Source organism: Spirosoma fluviale, from assembly GCF_900230225.1.
GTDB lineage: Bacteria > Bacteroidota > Bacteroidia > Cytophagales > Spirosomataceae > Spirosoma > Spirosoma fluviale.
Window position 1 is genome coordinate 180,470 of sequence record NZ_OCNH01000006.1, and the last position, 18,396, is coordinate 198,865.

The 18,396-nt window shown below is 51.2% G+C and carries 18 protein-coding genes and 1 tRNA gene; 10 read left to right on the forward strand and 9 right to left on the reverse strand.

The genetic code is table 11. The features are described from left to right. Positions 1-15 precede the first annotated feature (15 nt). The 5 genes from CRO74_RS25670 (at position 16) to CRO74_RS25690 (ending at position 4,349) form a co-directional block, all read left to right on the forward strand. On the forward strand, positions 16-726 hold the full coding sequence (locus CRO74_RS25670) for a response regulator transcription factor (RefSeq protein ID WP_097130222.1): 711 nt from the start codon (positions 16-18) through the stop codon (positions 724-726). Between the two features lies 1 nt (position 727). Continuing rightward, positions 728-1,711, forward strand: a complete 984-nt coding sequence (gene hemB, locus CRO74_RS25675) for a porphobilinogen synthase (RefSeq protein WP_097130224.1) — start codon at positions 728-730, stop codon at positions 1,709-1,711. A 410-nt stretch (positions 1,712-2,121) separates the two neighbouring features. Continuing rightward, positions 2,122-3,459 (forward strand): dihydroorotase, encoded by a 1,338-nt coding sequence (locus CRO74_RS25680; RefSeq protein ID WP_097130226.1) that lies wholly within the window; start codon positions 2,122-2,124, stop codon positions 3,457-3,459. Between the two features lie 85 nt (positions 3,460-3,544). Further along, positions 3,545-3,628: transfer RNA gene (locus tag CRO74_RS25685), tRNA-Leu, on the forward strand. A gap of 226 nt (positions 3,629-3,854) precedes the next feature. After that, positions 3,855-4,349 (forward strand): DUF4126 family protein, encoded by a 495-nt coding sequence (locus CRO74_RS25690; protein WP_097130228.1) that lies wholly within the window; start codon positions 3,855-3,857, stop codon positions 4,347-4,349. A 13-nt stretch (positions 4,350-4,362) separates the two neighbouring features. Here the strand turns inward: CRO74_RS25690 and CRO74_RS32120 are convergent, their stop codons facing one another. The 3 genes from CRO74_RS32120 to CRO74_RS25700 are packed head-to-tail and all read right to left on the reverse strand — an operon-like array spanning position 4,363 to position 5,543. After that, entirely contained in the window at positions 4,363-4,587 is a 225-nt protein-coding gene (locus CRO74_RS32120) for a sensor histidine kinase (RefSeq protein ID WP_317042414.1), read from the reverse strand. 52 nt (positions 4,588-4,639) lie between these two features. Further along, the gene (locus CRO74_RS32125) at positions 4,640-5,092 is read right to left on the reverse strand and encodes a sensor histidine kinase (RefSeq protein WP_245877982.1); all 453 of its coding nucleotides are present in this window, start codon (positions 5,090-5,092) and stop codon (positions 4,640-4,642) included. Then, the gene (locus CRO74_RS25700; protein WP_097130230.1) at positions 5,082-5,543 is read right to left on the reverse strand and encodes an energy transducer TonB; all 462 of its coding nucleotides are present in this window, start codon (positions 5,541-5,543) and stop codon (positions 5,082-5,084) included. The genes CRO74_RS32125 and CRO74_RS25700 overlap by 11 nt, the downstream gene beginning before the upstream one ends. A 330-nt stretch (positions 5,544-5,873) precedes the next feature. On the opposite strand from CRO74_RS25700, the gene CRO74_RS25705 reads away from it, so the two are divergent. Both CRO74_RS25705 and CRO74_RS25710 read left to right on the forward strand, forming a co-directional pair. Next, entirely contained in the window at positions 5,874-7,202 is a 1,329-nt protein-coding gene (locus tag CRO74_RS25705; RefSeq protein ID WP_097130232.1) for a rhamnogalacturonidase, read from the forward strand. A gap of 89 nt (positions 7,203-7,291) precedes the next feature. After that, positions 7,292-8,491: a sialidase family protein gene (locus CRO74_RS25710; RefSeq protein ID WP_097130234.1), complete on the forward strand. Its 1,200-nt coding sequence runs from the start codon at positions 7,292-7,294 to the stop codon at positions 8,489-8,491. A 66-nt stretch (positions 8,492-8,557) separates the two neighbouring features. Here CRO74_RS25710 and CRO74_RS25715 read toward each other — a convergent pair whose 3' ends face one another. After that, positions 8,558-9,469: an NmrA family NAD(P)-binding protein gene (locus CRO74_RS25715; protein WP_097130236.1), complete on the reverse strand. Its 912-nt coding sequence runs from the start codon at positions 9,467-9,469 to the stop codon at positions 8,558-8,560. A 252-nt stretch (positions 9,470-9,721) separates the two neighbouring features. On the opposite strand from CRO74_RS25715, the gene CRO74_RS25720 reads away from it, so the two are divergent. From CRO74_RS25720 to CRO74_RS25730, 3 genes are all read left to right on the forward strand, one after another. Continuing rightward, positions 9,722-11,146 (forward strand): SDR family oxidoreductase, encoded by a 1,425-nt coding sequence (locus CRO74_RS25720; protein WP_097130556.1) that lies wholly within the window; start codon positions 9,722-9,724, stop codon positions 11,144-11,146. Between the two features lie 110 nt (positions 11,147-11,256). Beyond that, a complete protein-coding gene (locus tag CRO74_RS25725) occupies positions 11,257-12,675 on the forward strand; it encodes an enolase C-terminal domain-like protein (RefSeq protein ID WP_097130238.1) in 1,419 nt (472 codons plus the stop codon). 277 nt (positions 12,676-12,952) lie between these two features. Then, complete coding sequence (locus CRO74_RS25730; RefSeq protein ID WP_097130239.1) at positions 12,953-13,342, forward strand: DoxX family protein; 390 nt, start codon at positions 12,953-12,955, stop codon at positions 13,340-13,342. A gap of 47 nt (positions 13,343-13,389) precedes the next feature. On the opposite strand, the gene CRO74_RS25735 is transcribed toward CRO74_RS25730, so the two are convergent. The 5 genes from CRO74_RS25735 to CRO74_RS25755 form a co-directional block, all read right to left on the reverse strand. After that, entirely contained in the window at positions 13,390-13,629 is a 240-nt protein-coding gene (locus tag CRO74_RS25735) for a hypothetical protein (RefSeq protein WP_097130241.1), read from the reverse strand. 227 nt (positions 13,630-13,856) lie between these two features. Continuing rightward, positions 13,857-15,527: a hypothetical protein gene (locus CRO74_RS25740; protein WP_097130243.1), complete on the reverse strand. Its 1,671-nt coding sequence runs from the start codon at positions 15,525-15,527 to the stop codon at positions 13,857-13,859. Positions 15,528-15,552: 25 nt separating this feature from the next. Next, entirely contained in the window at positions 15,553-16,323 is a 771-nt protein-coding gene (locus CRO74_RS25745) for an ABC transporter ATP-binding protein (RefSeq protein WP_097130245.1), read from the reverse strand. Between the two features lie 146 nt (positions 16,324-16,469). Next, the gene (locus CRO74_RS25750; protein ID WP_097130247.1) at positions 16,470-17,483 is read right to left on the reverse strand and encodes an aspartate-semialdehyde dehydrogenase; all 1,014 of its coding nucleotides are present in this window, start codon (positions 17,481-17,483) and stop codon (positions 16,470-16,472) included. Between the two features lie 170 nt (positions 17,484-17,653). Then, a complete protein-coding gene (locus CRO74_RS25755; RefSeq protein ID WP_179830302.1) occupies positions 17,654-18,337 on the reverse strand; it encodes a hypothetical protein in 684 nt (227 codons plus the stop codon). Between the last annotated feature and the right edge of the window lie 59 nt (positions 18,338-18,396).

Consider the following 18,396-nt stretch of genomic DNA (forward strand, 5'->3'; position numbering starts at 1 on the left):
CCAAATACTGAAACTATGCCAACAATTTTGCTTGTTGAAGACGACCCCAACCTGGGTCAGTTAGTGCAGGAATACCTGACCATGAAAGGCTACCCAACCGACCGGGCTACCGACGGGAATCAGGGTCTGCAGTTATTCATGGCGGGTAAGTACGACCTCTGTATTTTCGACGTGATGATGCCCAAGAAGGACGGATTTACGCTGGCGAAGGAGGTACGTATGGATCACCGCGACGTGCCCATCATTTTTCTGACGGCAAAATCCATGCAGGAGGACACCATTCAGGGATTTAAGGCCGGGGCCGATGATTACATGACCAAACCGTTCAGCATGGAGGAACTGCTGCTCCGGATTCAGGCCATTCTGCGCCGGTACCAGCGCACCACCGAATCGGCCGAACCCACTACTTACCGGATCGGCTCGTTTTCGTTCGATTATCCCCATCAGCTGCTTTCCCGCACTATAGACGAAGCCTCACTTAATGATCAGGAATTGGTTCCGCAGAAACTAACCAGTAAGGAATCGGAGTTATTAAAACTGCTGGCACAAAACCTGAATCAACCGGTCAGTCGTAGTTTTGCCTTGAAAATGGTTTGGGGGGACGATTCGTATTTCAACGCCCGAAGCATGGATGTGTACGTGACAAAACTGCGCAAGTACCTTCGGGAAGATCCCGCAGTTCAGCTTGTGAATGTGCACGGCGAAGGATTTAAATTAATCGTGTAAAATGAATTTAATACGTCGTCCGCGTCGGAACCGCCAATCGGCCGTTATTCGCGACATGGTGCAGGAGACGCGCCTATCGGTCACTGATTTTATCTTGCCGGTCTTCATTATGGAAGGTCAGAATCTGCGTTCGGAGGTATCGTCCATGCCGGGCATTTATCGGTACTCGCTGGATTTACTGCTCAACGAAATCCAGGAGTGTGTAGATCTTGGGGTTAAAACGTTCGACCTGTTTCCCAACCTTCCCGAATCCAGAAAGGACAAATACGCCACGGAAAGCTACAACCCCGACGGCCTGTATCCGACCGCCATCCGGGCTATTAAAGAGCGCTTTCCGGAAGTGGTCATTATGACCGACGTAGCCATGGACCCTTACAGCTCAGACGGGCACGATGGTATTGTGGAAAACGGCAAAATCCTGAACGATCCAACGCTTGAGGTATTGGGTAAAATGGCTCTGGCGCAGGCGCAGGCGGGTGCCAACATTATCGGTCCGTCGGATATGATGGATGGCCGGGTTGGTTATCTGCGTCAGGTGCTGGACGAAGGTAGCTTCCACGACGTTGCCATCATGTCGTATGCGGCTAAGTACGCCAGCGCCTTTTACGGGCCATTTCGCGACGCGCTGGACTCCGCTCCCAAGTTTGGCGATAAGAAGACCTACCAGATGAACCCGGCCAACAGCCGGGAAGCCCTCATTGAAGCCCAGCTCGACTTTGAAGAAGGAGCCGATTTCCTGATGGTAAAACCGGCTTTGGCGTATTTGGACATTATTAAATTGTTGAATGATAATTTCCATCTGCCCATTGCGGCTTACAATGTGAGCGGTGAGTATGCCATGATCAAGGCAGCCGCGCAAAATGGCTGGCTCGACGGCGAACGTGCTATGATGGAGTCGCTAATGTCCATCAAACGGGCAGGGGCTAACGTTATTTTGACGTACTTTGCCAAAGAGGCAGCCCGGTATTTGTCAAAAAATAATTAAGCCTAAAAAGACAAGTAAGTAACTGCCATAAGGGAGTGTATCATTAGCTAAGGTTGTAAATAAGGTATTAGCTCGCTAACTACCAAAAGCTGTCATTGTAAAATTAATCATCGCCAGCTTTCTCTCTCGAACGGCTGAACTAGGTTCGTAAGTGCCAAAGAAGGTAGCACATCTGGCATCTAATTGTCAAACGCCCTCTGTCAGATCGACCACCAGGCCGATTCAACAGAGGGCGTTTGACGATAAACGTTCCCGACGTTTAGCATACTAACTCTACGAATAAATTTACTTTGTCGCTAAGTTTGCAGAGGAATACACCAACTGGGCGAGGTAAACGCGAAGAAGGTGCTGAGTTGTACTGTGGGTATAGCAGGCAAATTAGACTTCACTATTGAACGGAATTTTCTGATATGAGTCAATTATTGATACGAAATGCCAGACTGGTGAATGAAGGCAGTATTACTGAAACAGATGTTTTAATTGAAGATGGGTTCATCGCTAAACTGGGTTCAGGCCTCTCAAACGCCCATGCCGATAAAGTCATTGATGCTAACGGCAACTACCTATTGCCCGGTGTCATCGACGATCAGGTGCATTTCCGGGAACCCGGTCTGACGCATAAAGCCACGATTGGCTCAGAAGCGCGGGCGGCTGTGGCGGGGGGCGTTACCAGTTTTATGGAAATGCCCAATACCGTTCCCAACGCCCTGACGCAGGAACTTCTCGCTCAGAAATACGCCATTGCGGCCAATACTTCACTGGCCAACTACTCGTTTTTCATGGGCGCTTCGAACGACAACCTCGACGAAGTGCTGCGAACCAACACCGCCGATGTGTGTGGTATCAAGGTGTTTATGGGTTCATCGACGGGGAATATGCTCGTTGATAATGAACAGGTGCTGGATCGCCTGTTTAAAGAAAGTCCCATGCTCATTGCCACTCACTGTGAGGACGAAGCCACGGTTCGGGCAAACACGGAGCATTATAAAGCCGAATACGGAGAGCACGCAACGGCTGGCCTTCATCCGCTGATTCGCAACGAAGAGGCCTGCCTGCGGTCGTCTTCTATGGCCGTTGAACTGGCAAAGCGACACAACACCCGCCTGCACATTCTGCATATCTCAACCGCCGACGAACTGGCGCTGTTTAGAAACGACATACCCCTCACCGAAAAACGGATAACGTCCGAAGTGTGTGTGCATCACCTCTGGTTCGACAGTGAGGACTATGCTACGCTGGGTAACCAGATCAAGTGCAATCCCGCCATAAAAGCTCCGTACCACAAAGAGGCATTATTGGCCGGGCTTCTCGACGATCGGCTCGATATCATCGCAACCGATCATGCGCCCCACACCTGGGCCGAAAAGCAACAGCATTACTGGCAGGCCCCGGCGGGTTTGCCGCTGGTACAGCACCCACTACTGCTCATGCTCGATTTTGTGAAGCAGGGCAAACTCTCTATCGAAACCCTAGTCCGCAAAATGTGTCACGCCCCCGCCGATTGTTTTGAGATCGACCGGCGCGGCTATGTTCGCGAAGGCTACTGGGCCGATCTGGTTCTGGTTGATCCAGCCCGGCCAATGACGGTTTCGAAGGAAAACATTCTGTATCAGTGCGGATGGTCGCCGTTGGAGGGTCATACCTTCGGAGCAAGCGTAACCCATACGATTGTTTCGGGCAGGCTCGTGTATGAAAACGGCCGTTTCGTGACTGACCAGCCGGGTGAGCGAATGACGTTTATACGATAGGGAAGAAAAAATTTTATACAAAACCCTTGTGCAATCGGGTTTATACGCCTTATCTTTGCACTCCCAACACGGGGAAAGCGTACCTGCCGAAGTGGTGAAATTGGTAGACACGCACGTTTCAGGGGCGTGTGTCTTTACGGACATGCGAGTTCGAGTCTCGCCTTCGGCACATAAAAAACCGCAATCAACAGATTGCGGTTTTTTTGTTTCTAGCGGCAAGTGATCCGGAAATAGCTATCTATAGAAACAGCAAAAGCCACCTATTACAGTAGCTTCTGCAATTAATCGACGTGCGTAGAAGGTCAACAACCCAAGGCCGTTCGCTAACTAACTAAAATCTGCCATGCCGACAGGCATCATTTAAGGTTATACCTCCGCAACTGAGTAATCGCATTATGACGCAAACATACTTTAAAGCCTTCGGCCTTGGCGTAGTAATTGGCATGCGGGCTATGGTTGGTCCTGCTCTTTTGAGCCGCCGACTGGCCGGTACTGCACCGACAAAACAACCCAAAACACTACTTCATTCCCTGACTCAACCGGCTGTGGTTACAGCGCTGGAGGGGGTGGCTGCGGCTGAGGTAGTCACCGACAAGTTTCCCGGCGTACCGAACCGCACTATTCCATTTCAATTTGGTGGACGTATGGTTTCGGCGGCTGTTTGCGGGGCTTTTTTAAGTCAGGTTGAAGAGGGCGAGATCCCGCTCGGAGCAGCGGCCGGAGCAGTGGGAGCCATAGCGGGTACACTCGCGTTCTTTCGGCTTCGGCAATGGCTGACGCATAGCCAGGGAGTTGCCGACCCCGTGGTGGCATTGGTGGAAGATGCTTTATGTATTGGCGGTGGCTGGGCTATTGTGAATCGTGTAGAGCCAGTTGCGCAACCGGTTTAGCTGGACTGTTAGCCTAGGCAGATAAACTTTCCAGGGGAAATTGAAGCATAAAAGTTGTTCCTTCTCCTTCCTCACTCGTTACCGATAAACTTCCCATGTGAGTTTTGGTAACTATATCATAAGAGAGCGACAGGCCTAAGCCGGTTCCTTCTCCGGTAGGTTTAGTGGTAAAAAATGGCTGAAAAATCTTTTCCTGTACGTGGGCAGGAATGCCCGTTCCGTTGTCGCTTACCTGAATCTGAACATATCCATCGACAAAGGTGGTCGTAACGGTTACGGTTGGCTGATAGTCAGTGGGGAGTGTTTTCTTTTTTTTCCTTGACCGCGTAAAAGGCGTTGTTGTACAGGTTCAGTAAAACCCGTCCAATCTCCTGGGGGATCATGTCGACCTTACCTAACTGGGGCCAGAAATCCGTTTTCAGCTCAGCGGTAAAATTGATGTCTTTGGCACGCATGCCCTGGTAAGCAATCTTGAGGTATTCGTTGGCTAACGCATTGAGATCGGTGGGTCGTTTCTCCCCAGTGCCACTGCGCGAGTGTTCTACCATGCCATTGACAATAGCCGAAGCCCGCCCGCCATGGTGACTGATTTTCTGGAGGCTTTGTATTAGAGTCGCTAAAATATCGTCAGCATATGCTTTCTCGGCTGGGGGGAGTTGTTGGAAGGGGCCTTCTTTGAGTTCGCCAATGAGATCGATACTGACTTCGGAGAAGTTATTGACAAAGTGTAAGTTAGTAGTCAAAAGGAACAACCAGATTGTATTTTACATTGACGGGGTGACCGGATTGCCTGCCGGGTATCCAGTTAGGCATAGCCTGTATTAAGCGTATCGCTTCTTCATTAATGCCATAGCCAAAGCCTTTCAAAATAGCCACATTCCGTATAGTGCCTTCTTTAGTTACCAGAAACGAGACGAATACTTTACCCTGAACTTTCGCTTTAATGGCGGCTTCAGGATAGCGTAAGTTCTCCCGCAGGTAGCTGCTAAGGCCGGCGTTTCCACCCGGAAAACCAGGGGGCACCTCCACGACTGTAAAAACTTCCTCGTCAATGGCAGCTTGATAGTCTGTTTGACTTGATTGAGTGGGCAAACTACGCTGGCTACAGGCCATTAGTAAGCCAATCAGGAGCGTGCTGATCGATAGGGCCAGTCTGGCGTTAGGGAACGCCCCGTTTCTTCGTTGCGGTACCATATTCTTTGTTCGTTAAGTTGAAAAAGAAAAACTAGTTAATTGAAAAGAAAGGGCTTAATACCCTGTGGCTTTAGTCGTAATTAGTATTGATCAGGTAATCATTTATTGGTAAGTTAATCCAGCTAATCCTATTTGATAGCGGATACTGTAACTTATTTACAACCTGAAACAGAGGTGGCTAGCTCAAAAATGGAATGATTCTTCTTGATCGGACTAACGTGCGGGCCTGCCGGTTAACCATATATACAGGAAAGGGCAGGAAAGACGAATAAATGGAAGTGGGTATATTGTCCGCGTAACGGCAAATCCGGTGCGTAGGCTCCAATCAATATGAAAACAAGAGTAGTTGCACTGGTGTGGGCGGTGTTGGTAAGCGCACAACTCATAGCGCAAAACGTGGAGAAAGCTTTTTTCCCGGATGGCAGTCCGATCAGTAGCTGGTTTACAACGATCCGGAAAGTAAGCCCTGATCAACTCGGAAAGCGGTACGTTATTACGGACTATGGGGTAAAATCAGACAGTAGCCTCGTGCAGACCGAGGGTATTCAGAAGGTGATCGACCTGGCAGTCCGTAAGGGTGGGGGTGTAGTTATAATCCCAAGAGGTACGTTTATGAGCGGGGCATTATTTTTTAAACCCAAAACCCATTTGCACGTAGTAGAAGGGGCCGTTCTCAAAGGTTCGAACAACATCGCCGACTACCCCAAATTGCCGTCCCGGATGGAGGGCCAGAATCTGGATTACTTTGCTGCACTGGTCAACGCCTATCAGGTGGATGGCTTTACTATTTCGGGAAAAGGTACGATTGACGGCAATGGACTGCGCTTCTGGGAGGCATTTTGGGCCAGACGGAAAGAAAATCCAAACTGTACGAATCTGGAAGTTTCCCGCCCCCGGCTGGTATTTATCTGGAAATGCAGCAACGTACAGGTTCAGGACGTAAATCTGCATAATTCGGGGTTTTGGACAAGCCATTATTATCAGTGCCAGAACGTGAAAGTGATTGATGCCCACATCTATTCGCCCTATGAGCCGGTGAAAGCACCAAGTACAGATGCCATTGACATTGATGCCTGTACAAACGTACTCATCAAAGGGTGCTACATGTCGGTCAATGATGACGCCATTGCCCTCAAAGGAGGAAAAGGCCCCTGGGCCGACCGGATGCCCGGCAACGGAGCTAATACCAACATTATCATTGAGGATTGTGAATTTGGATTTTGCCATTCGGCGCTTACCTGCGGCAGTGAAGCGATTCATAACCGGAACATTATTATGCGAAACTGTCACGTAAGTAAGGCCGACCGGGTTCTATGGCTGAAAATGCGCCCCGACACCCCCCAACTGTATGAATACATCCGGGTCGAAAACATAAAAGGTCAGGCGCACAGCCTGCTGTATGTGAAGCCCTGGACACAGTTTTTCGATTTACAGGGGCGTCCGGACGTGCCACTTTCTTACTCTGATCATATAAGCCTCAAAAATATCGAGCTCACCTGCAATACGTTCTTCGACGTTGCCCCTTCAGAGCACAACAAGCTATCCAATTTTACATTCGAGAACCTGGTAGTCGACAGTAAAAATGCGGCTATTGATAAAACGGTGGTCAATGGGTTTACGCTCAAAAACGTGAACATCAACCATAAACTCATAGAGTAGCTACCGGGTAATGCAAAGGGTACCTGCATAGCCGAAGTAAGTTCAATTGGAATGAAAACCTCAAACAACTTTTTATCCTGACGCGCGATATGCTGTATTTCGTTCTAGTGGTCGCTTCGCTTGCCACGGGCCAGCCCAATGTATCAACGATAATGGCTGTCGGTCTGCCAGCCGATACGGTCAGACAGCGTATTGAGGAAACCACAGTTTTTCAAAACGGCGAAGGGGGCTACCTCTGCTACCGTATTCCGGCCATCGTAAGATCGCCGGGGGGTAACTTGCTGGCTTTTGCCGAAGGACGCCGAACCGATTGTAGCGACTTTGGGGACGTCGATATTGTACTGCGCATCAGCAAAGACAACGGACAGTCGTGGGGTCCCATTCAGACCGTAGTTGATTTTGGACCGGCGCAGGCTGGTAATCCGGCCCCGGTCTTTGACCTGACCGATGCTGCGTTTCCAAATGGTAAGCTGTTTCTGATGTACAATACCGGGACTACCTCGGAAGCCAATGTGCGAAAGGGACTGGCTGTGCGGGAGGTCTGGTATAAAACCAGTGCCAATGGCGGTCAGACCTGGTCGGAGCCGGTGAACATTACCGCTCAGGTTTCCCGTCCCAACAAGCTGGATATGAACCCGCGTTACGCCTTCACGGAAGACTGGCGGTCGTACGCCAACACACCGGGCCATGCCCTGCAACTCCAGAGTGGCCGCTACAAAGGCCGCATCTTTGTGGCGGCTAACCACTCCGAAGGGGAGCCTAATCCGCAGTTTCGCGACTACCGGGCGCATGGCTTCTATTCAGATGATCACGGCAAAACCTGGAAGCTATCACCTACTATCCCGTATCCTGGCGGCAACGAAAGTACAGCCGCCGAAACGGCCGACGGAGGTTTGCTGCTAAATGCCCGCAATCAATCCGGAGACGTTAAGAACCGGCTGCTGGCTGCTTCGACCAATGCGGGTGAAAGCTGGGCTCCAGTTAAGGTTGCCACCGATTTGCCCGATCCGGTGTGTCAGGGTAGTATGATTGACTATCATCCTCGCCGGGGTGCTGCTGTGCTACTCTTCTCGAATCTCAACAGCCAGACCAACCGAGCCAACTTAACCATTCGTGTCAGTCGGGATAACGGCAAAAGCTGGTCGGTGGGAAAATCCATTTACGCCGGTTCATCGGCATATTCCGATCTCGTGATCCAGTCGGATGGCCGCATTGGGGTACTTTATGAAAAAGACAACTATACCCGGATCACGTACGCCCGTTTCCGCTACGATTGGCTGGTTCGGTAAACTCAGGTATGATCCTCATGTGCATCAGTACCAGAACGCGCTGGAAAGGTTTGGTATACACAGGGGTTACGCTGGCTTGCCGCTCGCCAAAAAATCGGTTAGTACGTCTTTGATGGTATGCCAGCGCATGTTTGGATACCGATCATTATCGATGGTTGTGACCTTACCCCGTCCGTCCAGCATATCACGCATGTACTGCATCCCCTGCCAGGCGGGGTAAAGATCATCTCCACCGGGGGCCACAAAACGGGCAATGGCAATAAGGGTGCTGAGCGCCCCCAGTCCACCCAGCCGTAACACGCTGTAGTTCTCTCCGGTTACCTCACTCACCACTCCGGTCAACTCCCGAAGGCTCAGTTGATCACCGGCGATGCGCAGAAAGCGGGGCGTCGAGTTGTCCAGTGCCGCACTCGCCGTGAAGGCGGCTGTATCATCCTTGGTCGTGAAGTCAATGCGCTGATCCGGATTGCCCCAAACCATTACCCGGTGTAGCTTGAAGAGAATGATGGGCATCTGTCCCGTAATCATATCGGCAAAGGGGCCGTTGAAAATAGTGGTGGAGGCAATGGGTGCCTTGTCGAGATAGGCATGGAATTCCCGCCTTAAATCCAGATTGCGGTTTCGGCCGGCCGGAAGCTTAGTGAAATCAATCGAATAGTCGGATGGGATAAAGCGAGGAACACCAGCCGCCACAGCCGCATCGAGCAGTGCTTTCTGGGCATCAATGACCGTTTCCCGCAGGCCCGACAGAGCCGATACGACGCAGGAAACGCCCCGGCAGGCTTCCGTTAGTTCGTTGACGGTCCAGGCATTAAGCTTAACGACCTGAACCCCCATTTTTTCAAGCTCGGTTATTTTTGCGCTGTTGCTACTGGCGCGAACCAGCGCGCGAACGTTGGCACCCCGGTTTAGTAAAGCCTTAACAATTCGTTCGCCCATGTCGCCCGTTGCGCCAGCTACTGCTATACTGTTTTTCATATTTAGTCTTGTTGACGTAGTGGGGTATGCGCTCTTAAACAGAACTATCGTCGTTTAGTTAAATCTGATGCGCAACAAATCTATCTAATTCCTGTGCCATAAGCGTTGCGTGCGTTATCGTTGAACGAGAAAAGTGCGGGTTTGCTCAGCAGCCTGTGTAAACAATCTGCCGTAGGGCAAACTTTCCCGCTTCACAAGCCGTTCGTCAGCCGTACACAGGGTCCGAACAATCGTGCCGCCAACTTGGAAAAAATGAAGATTCTGCTGACGGGGGCCACCGGTTATATTGCCCAGCGATTACTGCCTATTTTGTTGCAGGATGGCCACGATGTAGTCTGTTGTGTTCGGGACAGGCTTCGCTTTCAGGCTTCGGAACTCGCTTCGCCCAAGGTGCAACTCGTTGAAGTAGACTTCCTCAAGCCGGAAACGCTCCGGAATATTCCCCCGGACATTGACGCGGCTTACTACCTGATTCACTCGATGGCCTCTCCAACCGGCGATTTCACCCAGCTGGAAGCCACTGCTGCTCAGAATTTTGTGGAAGCACTCCGGCCCACCGGCGCTCGCCAGATCATCTACCTAAGCGGCATTGTCAATCAACCCCAGCTGTCGAAACACTTACGCTCCCGCCAGCAGGTGGAACACATTCTGACTACGGCAGACATACCCCTAACGACTCTGCGGGCGGGTATCATCGTGGGCTCTGGCAGTGCCTCCTTCGAGATTATTCGCGATCTGGTCGAGAAACTACCCATCATGGTTGCCCCCCGCTGGCTGCATACCCGCTGCCAGCCCATTGCCATCCGCAATGTGGTCGCTTTTCTGGCCGGGGTACTCCTTCGCCCCGAAACGTATCAGGCCAGTTACGACATTGGGGGCCCCGATGTGCTTTCCTATAAGGAGATGCTCCTTCAGTTTGCGCAGGTAAGAGGACTCAAGCGCACTATTGTGGTGGTACCGGTCATGACGCCCAAACTGTCGTCGTACTGGCTGTACTTTGTGACGGCTACGTCTTATCCGCTGGCCTGCCATTTGGTAGACAGCATGAAAGTAGAAGTGGTGGGCTCGCCAAATAAGCTGGATTCTCTGTTGGGAATCGACCTGATTCCGTATAAAGAAGCCATATCCATGGCTTTCGATAAAATTGAGCAAAATGAAGTGATCTCCAGCTGGAAAGATGCGCTGGCTACGCCGGTCCTCCACAAAGGCCTGGCCCAGTATATCGAGGTGCCGGTGAAGGGATGCTTCAAAGATCATCGTCGAATTAAGGTGGCCGATGGTGAGCGGACCCTGGATAAGATATGGTCTATTGGCGGGCAAACGGGCTGGTATTACGGTAACTGGCTTTGGGCGTTGCGGGGACTGATGGATCAGATGGTGGGCGGGGTAGGTCTGCGCCGGGGTCGCCGGAGTCCAAGCCGCATCAAGGCGGGCGATGCCCTGGATTTCTGGCGGGTGCTATTAGCCAGCCGGTCTCAGAAACGATTATTATTATACGCCGAAATGAAACTGCCGGGAGAGGCCTGGCTGGAGTTTCGGCTCCTTCCCGACAATACTCTGGAGCAAACGGCCACGTTTCGGCCTTTGGGAATCTGGGGACGGCTGTACTGGTATGCGGTACTGCCTTTTCACGGATATATTTTTGAGGGAATGATTCGGCAGCTGGCCCGGCCCTGAAGCGAATAAGTCACGAGCCAACCTGAGGGTGTTGGTTTGAGATTGGGTAGTTTCGGCGGGATGATAGGTTTGTTGATGGAGCGGGTAATTTGACGACCGCTACGTTTCTCATGACTTCGCAACCACGTGACAACGACTCCCTTAATCGCCGGGAATTTATCCAGTCTGCAAGCGCATTGGTGGCGGCTGGTATGACTGGCTTCACTGCCGATTTGAGTAGTGAGCCACCAGTCAGGCAAGCACCGGTTTCTATCCGAATTAAGCGGGTCGATTCCAATTTCGAACGCGAACCCCTCAATCCGTATCGCTTTAAAGGCAGTGCCATCACAGAAAGCTGGCAAACGGCGGCCATGCTCGAAAGTGAATCGGGCATTCGTAAAGTTGGCTTGTGTACGCAGGGCGTGTTATGGTCGGATGCAAAGGTGTTTGCGGCTCACTCGGAGCGGGTTGGCAATGCGCTTATGTATGCGATAACGGATCGGGCGCTGCAACTCATGAAAGGCAACTCGTTCACCAACCCGGTTGATCTGGTGGATGAACTGCTGCCCGACGTCTACGCCTACGCCAAAAAAATTACGGGTAATCCGGACTTGCGGAAAACGTTTGCCCTCAACGCGCTCGTGAGTGTAGACAATGCGGCCTGGCTGTTATATGCTCAGGAAAATAAACTAACACATTTCGACGATATGATTCCGGAAAAATACCGGCCGGGCCTGTCGTACAAGCATACCAAAGTAGCCAGTATTCCATCGTTCAGCGTGGGAACAACGGCCGATAAAATTAAAGCGGCTGCCGACGAAGGGTATTTTATCCTGAAACTGAAGACCGGCTCGGCAGGAACGCAGGCCGAAATGCTGGAGAAAGACATCGCTTTTCTGACGGCGGTGCATAAAGCCATCGGGCATTACGAAACGCCCTACACCAAAAGCGGTAAAATCCCGTATTACTTCGACGCCAATGGACGCTATGAGAAGAAGGATACACTGCTTCGTTTTCTGGACCATGCTAAAAAGATTGGGGCCTTCGACCAAATCGCGGTGATTGAAGAGCCTTTCGAAGAACGGAATGAGGAATTTGTTGGGCAGTTGGGCGTCCGGATTGCCGCCGACGAAAGCGCGCATACCGTGGAGGATGCGGCTGTGCGGATTCAGCAGGGATATTCGGCCATTGCGGTCAAAGCCATTGCAAAGACGCTGAGTATGACCATGAAAATTACGCAGCTGGCTTACGAAAAAGGCGTCCCCTGCTTCTGCGCCGACCTGACCGTCAATCCGATTCTGGTCGACTGGAATAAGAACGTGGCCGCCCGACTGCCACCCTTTCCGGGCGTAACGATTGGCTTACAGGAAACGAATGGGCACCAGTACTTTAAGAACTGGGATAAGCTTATGAGTTATCATCCCAAAGCGGGGTCTAGCTGGACCAAAACTCAACAGGGCGTGTACCTCACCGATCAATCGTTCTATGCCGAAAGTGGCGGTATTCTCCTGCCATCGGCGCATTATGAACAGCTGTTCGAGCAGGCGTAAGTAACCTTGTATGGTGGTTCTGCCTACATTTCAAACGAGTAACTGTCGATGACTCCGTCAAACCTTCAGAGGGTAAGCTGGTTGATAAAGCAGAGCCTGTTAAAATATGTTGAAGGGTGACCTCGTCGCTGTAGTACCGACCGTCCCGGTCGGCTGAGAAGCGATTAGCTATACGCCCGACCGGGACGGTCGGTACTACAGCTCCGAAGTCATCATTTTTCGTAAAATAAAAGTTTAAACAGGTTCATAGATAACTTTTACTGAACGTACGGAAACGATGAACGAGAAAACCGCCAAAAAAGTAGCGAGGATTGTTTTAGGGGGTACTTTGATCTTTGCGGGTATCAGCCATTTAACCTTTGCCCGAAAAGCGTTTAAAGCGCAGGTTCCGGATTGGGTGCCTCTGCCCATAGATGACACGGTAGTCTATTCTGGTATCGCCGAAATCGCGCTGGGGAGTAGCTTGGTGCTGACAGATGAAAAACACCAGCGGGTAGTAGGACAGGCAGCAGCTGCCTTTTTTACAGCTGTTTTTCCCGGCAATATTTCTCAATACGTCAATAAGCGTAGCGCCTTTGGGCTAGATACAGATCGCAAACGGTTCGGTCGCCTGTTTTTTCAGCCAGCCCTGATCTACTGGGCCCTATCGAGTACCGACAATACGTAATCATGAGCGATCAGTTGCCGTAACGGGGGTTGACCCCAGTCGTCTGCTCACGGCATCGCCACGATATCGTTAAGAATCGTCGCTTCGTCGGCAAGGGTGGGTATGCCGTTGCGGAGGTAGCTGTAGTAAGCTCGGCCGGCCAGCGAGGCATGGCCTTTGTTGCCGCTGGCCAGTGCCCGCTGATACGCTTCCTGCAACTGTTTTCTTTTGAACTCCCTTTTGTTCGTTGTGTCGACAACCAGATAGATTATACCGCCTGCAATCAATAGGAATACCATGAGTGCCATCAATTATCGTGGAGAGATGTGGAGCCTTGTTTGGCTGAACCATAATTACAAGCCTTTACGTCAGGATCGTAATTAACTTGTTCACCCTTAGCAATCTACGAAAATCTGTCAAATCAGGATTTATCAATTGATTAAGCGTAGCAAAACCATCTTGCACTATGGCGAAGAAGGTCTTTTGGATAAATAAAAACTGATTACTACTGATTCCGCTGGTATTGATGTTTCGGCTAGCCCATTTCAATGGCACTCCAGGCGGTCTTTTTGTAATGCTGAAGCAAGAGAAAGAAAATACCCATCGAGAGCGGGGTGGCTACCCAGACGCCGTAGGGTATAAACGTCAGACCGTAATGCGAAAAGCCGATAACTGCCAGAATAAGGCTGGTCAACAAGCCACGAGCGGTGTTGTTCTGCTTGAGGGCATCGGGAGCTACTGAAAATGGCATGTACCGGGTCGAAAGAAGGGCTGAGCTAATGAGCATGACCAGCGAATTACTAAAGGCCAGCAGCACGTCGCTGATTTTGTCGAGACCGTAGCGGTACAGAATATAACTCGCCAGAATGACGTAAAAGGGCAGCAGCAATTTAAGGATAAGGGCTTTTAATGCCCCGACGAGTACATCGCCTGGTGCCTGAATAGGGGCGCTGCCGTATATCCAGGACGCTTTGTAATTATCGGAAATGCCCAGCTGATATTGCGCCACCATAACGTACAGCCCGGCAAAATACAGCGCGAATAAATAAAAGAAACCGCTAGAGCCCAGACTTCCCCCCTGAAAAGACATAGCCACCACATAAGCCAGCCCGAACCCCAGCTGTGGATACGTTTTGAGTTTAAACTTGCGATCGCGTCCGGTCACGCGCCACGTGAACGCAAAGGCTGCCCGCTCCAGTGGTTCCGTAGTTACCCAAGTCGACAGTTGCTCCAGCCAGCTTGCCTGGCCCGACTGTGGCTGTTGAGCGGAAGAGGTGGTCGCTTCGGGTCGGCTTTCGGAGTCGATACCGCTTAGCTTTTGGGTGAAATCGGTGGTCAGGAACCGGTTCATGAACCACAGGCCTGCAACTGGCATCAGCAAGGCCAGGATGGCAAAAACAAGGTGGTGTACATCCAGAACGGGCTTAATGAACAGATCGACGGTAGCCGCCATCCACATCGGCGGAATCAGGTAATGCCACCACTGGTGGTCGATGATTCGCGAAATGGAGCCCTGCGAGCTGATCAGGCGGGGGAGGAGCTGGTAGCCGCCGTAAAAAAGCACAGCCATTAAAATCTGAAAATAGTTGATGACTTCGCGCAGCTTCTCTTCATTGATAAAGCGCATCAATACCAGATAAAAGAGATTGGTCAAAAAGACCATCAGCACCGCCGATAGTAAGCTAAGCGCCAAAAACATCAGCCCCGCCAGCGGCCCAAATCGATACCCGACAATCAGGATACCACCAACCGACAGCGATAGGGCAATCCCAAACAAATAACTGGTAATGTGTACCACGCGGGCCAGCCAGAGTGTGCGGTTACCCACGGGGCGGGGGAGAATGATCTGGTTATCGGATGAGTCCAGGATGACCGATGAGAAATCGGAGATGAGTGTCATGGCGCACAGGGCCATGATATACGAAAACTGAAGAGTAAGCGGCAGGAATAGACTCTTCTGCGGAGGAATAGCCAGCATCCCCAGACTGATTACGCCACCAACAATGGTATAAATAAGCAGGATGCGCATAAAACTATTATTGTTCTCCGCCGACGGTTTACCGTAGCGACCCAGGCTCACAATGTTCCGGCGGTTGTCCATCATCAGTTTCACCTGGACGATAGCCCGCAGTTGGCCATAATCGGCACCCAGCGCCCGAAACAACGGTTGGATTCGGTCGAGAAGCCAAAGAATAAGTGTCGTCATAAAGTTGTCTCGCCGACGGGGCTGACTAGTTGTTGAGCGTGTGAATAAACTCTTCGGCTACACCCGTTTGTCCATCGCTGCCGGTGAGTTGGGCAAACAGTTGTTCGAGGGATTCCGGGCGCTGGTGCTGTAACTCGGCAAAGGTGCCGTCGGCAACGATTTGCCCCTGGTTGATGATAATAATTCGGTCAGAAATCTTTTCCACTACCTCCATGATGTGCGAGCTGTAGAAGATGGTTTTGCCGCTGCCCGCCAGTTGCCGGATAATTTCCTTAACCAGTACGACAGCGTTGGCATCCAGACCCGATAGGGGTTCGTCCAGAAAAATAACGTCGGGGTTATGCAGCAGCCCCGAAATGAGCAGCACTTTCTGCCGCATCCCTTTGGAGAAGGTTGTCATCCGGGCATTGGCGTAGTCGTTGAGCTGAAACAGCCGCAGTAAGTCAAGTGCTTTGCGGTCGATGTGCGTCGGATCTAATTCATACAACTGCCCAATGAACTGCAAGTATTCCATGGGCGTGAGGGTATCGTAGAGGGCTGCGTTTTCGGGAACGTAGCCAATCCGGCGTTTAATATCCAGGGATTGCGTTTTTACATCCATGCCCAGAACCCTTGCCTCACCGTCAAAATCGGGCAGCATGCCGATCAGGATTTTGATGGTTGTCGATTTGCCCGCGCCGTTGGGGCCAATGTAGCCCACAATCTGACCGGGCGAAACGCTCAGGTCGATACCTTTCAGAACGAGGGTCGCCCCGTATGATTTATGGATATTCTGAAGTTGAATAACGGGTGTCATTAGAAACGTGCGTTAATGAAAGCTCAAACAGTCTGGGACCGGCCGTCCGGCTGCCTGTTTAGGACTTTACCAACGTCAATCTACGCAAAAAGTCCCGATCAGCAGCAAGCCGAACGGGACTTTAGGTAAATAGTCAGGAAGAATGGTTACGCAGCAACTTCGTCGCTTTCAACCAGATTATGCTTCATTAAATATTCGGCGATCTGAACGGCGTTGGTAGCGGCTCCCTTGCGGAGGTTATCGGCCACAATCCACATGTTCAGCGTTTTAGGCTGGCTCTCGTCGCGACGGATACGGCCAACAAAAACTTCGTCTTTTCCGTGAGCCGTCAGCGGCATTGGGTAAATTTTATTGGCTGGATCATCCTGTACGATAACGCCTTCGGCATTGGTCAGTAACTCGACGACTTCGCTCAGTTCAAATTCATTTTCAAACTCAACGTTCACTGCTTCCGAGTGACCGCCGATGGTTGGAATCCGAACGGTAGTAGCGGTCACCTGAATCGAATCGTCGCCCATGATTTTCTTCGTCTCGTTCACCATCTTCATCTCTTCTTTGGTGTAGCCATTATCGAGGAAGACGTCGATGTGGGGCAGTACGTTCAGGTCGATGGGGTGCGGGTATACTTTCGCAACGCCTTCCTGTCCGGTTCGTTCGGCAAAAAGCTGATCGACGGCGGCTTTACCCGTTCCTGTTACCGACTGGTAGGTCGATACGACGACGCGTTTGATCTTGTACCGGTCGTGCAGGGGCTTCAACGCCACCACCATCTGAATGGTCGAGCAGTTTGGATTCGCGATGATCTTGTCTTCGGGTGTCAGCGTAACGGCGTTTATTTCCGGAACGACCAGTTTTTTGGTCGGGTCCATGCGCCAGGCCGACGAGTTGTCGACAACGGTAATGCCCGCTTCGGCAAATTTTGGTGCCAGCGCAAGCGATGTACCGCCACCGGCCGAGAAAATTGCAATGGCTGGTTTGGCCGCAATCGCATCTTCAAAGCTTACAACCGTGTACTGTTTACCCTTAAACTCGACCTGTTTACCAACCGACCGCTCGGAAGCGACAGGTATGAGTTCTGACACGGGGAAGTTGCGTTCTGCGAGCACCTTCAGGATTTCGCTACCGACCAAGCCAGTAGCCCCAACGACTGCGATTTTCATTTTGTGTGATGCGGAGGTCCGGGGTTGCCCGTGTGGGCCTGTGCCGGTAGAATCCGCTGTTAATTGGTTAATAAAATGGGGTATGTTGGCAATAACCAACCCCTATAGGTTAATTGGACTGCAAAAATAGGGTAAAACTTTGACGGTCAGGAATTATATTCTAAAAAAAATCAGAACCGCCCCACCAGACCAACGCCCGAATTAGACAGCGACGAGTAAGGTGTTACCCGCCAGGAGATGCCCTGCTGTTTGAGAGCCCGGTTGTAATACTGAACCGACCGGCGAAGATGCGGCCCCGGCATGTTTAACCCCCAGCCAATACCAGCCAGAATAGCACCACCTAGCATAAAGACACTACCCTTGGCATACATATTTTGTCGATGCGTATCGGTTACGGTTTGGTAGGTAACTGCCTGTCCACCATATACAGTACCGCCCGACCCACCACAAACATAGCCGGTTGGGCAGTAGTAAGGTTGCTGCATAGTAAACTTGCCATCACTTCCCGGCCCGTTCGACCCCATGATGACCGCGCCAATAATTGCCCAGGTGACACCACCCGCAATTAACCAGCCACCTGTATGTCGGCTTCTGATATAGCGGTTGAATTCGTAAATGGCATCGCGGTCGCCAGACGCCAGTATGTATTGCCCCAGGTCTTTGGCATGACGAACGTCGAGACCATCGTACATATACTGGGTTTTTACCTGCTGTCCATAACGTCCATTGTAGGAGGGGACTAAGTCACTTTCAATGGGTTTCAGGTTCTGAGATGAAACTGGCGGAGGGAGCCTGTCTTGTTGAGCCCATGTAGAAAGAGGGCAGAATAGGAGTAAAAGGAGTAGCGTTTTCATAGCCGTTATTTCTTTTAAGAAAGATAAAAAGAAACAACGGTTCATCATGTTAGGAAATA